Genomic DNA, 3,190 nt, shown 5'->3' with positions numbered 1-3,190 from the left:
GGCTCCCCTGCCGATGCGGTGGCGCACGGCATCGGCTACCTGTCGGAAGACCGCAAGCATTTCGGACTGGCCGTGGGCATGGATGTGCAGACCAATATCGCGCTGTCGTGCATGGGTCGTTTCGTGCGGCGCGGCATCTTCATCGATGAGCGTGCGCTGCGCCAGACGGCCCAGGACTACGTGCGCCAGCTGGCCATCAAGACGCCATCGGTGGAGCAGCAGGCGCGGTTGCTGTCGGGCGGCAACCAGCAGAAGATCGTGATTGCCAAGTGGCTCTTGCGCGACTGCGACATCCTGTTCTTCGACGAGCCCACGCGCGGCATCGACATCGGCGCCAAGAACGAGATCTACAAGTTGCTCGATGCGCTGGCGGCCCAGGGCAAGGCGATCGTGATGATCTCCTCGGAGTTGCCCGAGGTGCTGCGCATGAGCCACCGCGTGCTGGTGATGTGCGAAGGGCGGATCACGGGCGAACTGGCCGCCGCCGCCGCCACCCAGGAAAAAATCATGCAGCTCGCCACCCAGCGCGAGTCGACGCTGGTCCAATAATTCTTATCCGAGACGCTCATGGCCAATCCCACTCATTCCGTCACACCCATGTCCAATACCGAATTGCCGACCGGCTGGCGTGCCCGCCTGTTCAACCCGGCCGCGCGCCAGAAGCTGCTGGCGTTTGCCAGCCTGATCGCGCTGATGGTGTTCTTCACGGCGGCCTCGCCGAACTTCCTGGAGGTCGACAACCTGGTCAGCATCCTGCAGTCGACCGCCGTCAACGGTGTGCTGGCCATCGCCTGCACCTACGTCATCATCACCTCCGGCATCGACCTGTCGGTGGGCACCATGATGACCTTCTGTGCCGTCATGGCCGGCGTGGTCCTGACCAACCTCGGCTTGCCGCTGCCGCTGGGCATCGCCGCCGCGATCTTCTTCGGCGCGCTCTCGGGCTGGACCTCGGGCATGGTCATCGCCAAGCTCAAGGTGCCGCCGTTCATCGCCACGCTGGGCATGATGATGCTGCTCAAGGGCTTGTCGCTGGTGATCTCGGGCACGCGGCCGATCTATTTCAACGACACCCCGGGTTTCTCGGCCATCGCCCAGGATTCGCTGATCGGCGAGCTGATTCCGGCGCTGCCGATTCCCAATGCGGTGCTGATCCTGTTCCTGGTGGCGGTCGGCTCGTCGATCATCCTCAACAAGACCGTGTTCGGTCGCTATACCTTCGCGCTGGGCAGCAACGAAGAGGCGCTGCGCCTGTCGGGCGTGAAGGTCGATTTCTGGAAGGTCGCGGTGTACACCTTCTCCGGCGCCATCTGCGGCGTCGCCGGCTTGATCATCGCGTCCCGTCTCAATTCGGCCCAGCCGGCACTGGGCCAGGGCTACGAGCTCGACGCCATCGCCGCCGTGGTGATCGGTGGCACCTCGCTCTCGGGCGGCACCGGCACCATCCTGGGCACCATCATCGGCGCCTTCATCATGAGCGTGCTGGTCAACGGCCTGCGCATCATGTCGGTGGCGCAGGAGTGGCAGACGGTGGTGACCGGCGTGATCATCATCCTGGCGGTGTACATGGATATCCTGCGCCGCCGCCGTCGCGCCTGAAACGGTTTCAACCCCCGCCGCCGATGGCGGCACTCCATCATCGATAACAAGCAAGGAGACAGAAGTGATCCACAAGAAATTACTGACTGCAGCGTTGGGACTGGCCCTGTCGGTGGGCATCGGCGCCGGCGCCCAGGCGCAGGAAACCTATATCCCGCTCATTTCCAAGGGCTTCCAGCACCAGTTCTGGCAGGCAGTGAAATCGGGCGCCACCCAGGCCGCGGCCGACTACAAGGTCAAGGTGACCTTCGAAGGGCCGGAGACCGAAGCCATGGTCGACAAGCAGATCGACATGCTGTCGGCGGCGCTGGCCAAGAAGCCGCAGGCGATCGGCTTTGCCGCGCTCGACAGCAAGGCTGCGCTGCCGCTGCTGAAGAAGGCCCAAGCCGCCAAGATCCCGGTGGTGGCGTTCGACTCGGGCGTTGACGGCGACATTCCGGTCACCACCGCGACCACCGACAACAAGGCCGCCGCGGCGCTGGCCGCCGACAAGCTGGCCGAGCTGATCGGCAAGGAAGGCGACGTGGCCGTGGTGGCCCACGACCAGACCAGCCGCACCGCCATCGATCGTCGCGACGGGTTCCTGGAGCGCATCAAGTCGACCTATCCGAAGATCAAGGTGGTCAGCGTGCAATACGGTGGCGGCGACCACCTGAAGTCGACCGAGGTGACCAAGTCGATCCTGCAGGGCTATCCCAAGATCAAGGGTATCTTCGGCACCAACGAAGGATCGGCCGTGGGCGTGGTCAACGGGGTGCGCGAGATGAAGCGCAAGATCGTCATCATCGGCTACGACTCGGGCAAGCAGCAGAAGGACGCCATCCGCGAGGGCCTGATGGCCGGCGCCATCACCCAGAACCCGGTAGGCATCGGCTACAAGACGGTGGAAGCCGCGGTCAAGGCGATCAAGGGCGAGAAGCTGCCCAAGATCATCGACACCGGTTTCTACTGGTACGACAAGAGCAACATCGACGACCCGAAGGTCGCCGCCGCACTGTACGACTGATCCAGCCCCCCTTGGCCGGATGCGACGCATCGACGCCGTCGCATCCGGCCTTTTCATATCGACAGCCAACCATGAGCATGCAACGTATCGACGCCCATCAACATTTCTGGCGCTATCGCGCCGAGGATTACCCGTGGATCGGGCGCTCCATGGAACTGCTGGCGCAAGACCGCCTGCCGGGCCAATTGCATCCGCTGCTGGGCGCGCAAGGCCTGGACGCGTCGATCGCCGTGCAGGCGCGCGCCGGCCGTGAAGAAACCGGTTTCCTGCTGGACCTGGCGCGCCAGGACACACGCATCGCCGGCGTGGTGGGCTGGGAAGACCTGGCCGCGCCGCAATTGCCCGAGCGGGTGGCCCAATGGGGCCGCGACAAATTGCTGGGGTTTCGCCACCAGCTCCAGGACGAGCCCGATGCCGCGGCATTCCTGGCCGGCACCGACTTCAATCGAGGCGTGGCCTGGTTGCAGGACCAGCGCCTGGTGTACGACGTGCTGGTATTCGAGCGCCAACTGCCTGCCGTGCAGCAATTCTGCCGGCGTCATGACCGCCACTGGCTGGTGCTGGATCACCTGGGCAAGCCGGCCC

4 protein-coding genes are annotated in these 3,190 nt (G+C 64.6%); all 4 read left to right on the top strand.

What is annotated here, in order from left to right:
* The coding region (locus PMI40_RS10350) for an ATP-binding cassette domain-containing protein (RefSeq protein ID WP_008114907.1) at positions 1–549 on the top strand (549 nt) is incomplete at its 5' end.
* Positions 550–567: 18 nt separating this feature from the next.
* On the top strand, positions 568–1,599 hold the full coding sequence (locus PMI40_RS10345; protein WP_008114904.1) for an ABC transporter permease: 1,032 nt from the start codon (positions 568–570) through the stop codon (positions 1,597–1,599).
* Positions 1,600–1,663: 64 nt separating this feature from the next.
* Complete coding sequence (locus PMI40_RS10340) at positions 1,664–2,605, top strand: ABC transporter substrate-binding protein (protein ID WP_008114902.1); 942 nt, start codon at positions 1,664–1,666, stop codon at positions 2,603–2,605.
* A 71-nt stretch (positions 2,606–2,676) separates the two neighbouring features.
* Positions 2,677–3,190, top strand: a 514-nt coding sequence (locus PMI40_RS10335; RefSeq protein WP_008114899.1) for an amidohydrolase, incomplete at its 3' end; no start/stop codon positions are given.

The organism is Herbaspirillum sp. YR522 (assembly GCF_000282575.1).
Taxonomy (GTDB): Bacteria; Pseudomonadota; Gammaproteobacteria; order Burkholderiales; family Burkholderiaceae_D; genus Herbaspirillum.
Note: the sequence above shows the minus strand (reverse complement) of the source record. Positions and strands in the feature narration are given on the sequence as shown.

Coding starts and splice junctions, on each gene's coding strand:
- PMI40_RS10345 (WP_008114904.1), top strand. CDS start 568: ATGGCCAATCCCACTCATTCCGTCACACCCATGTCCAATACCGAATTG.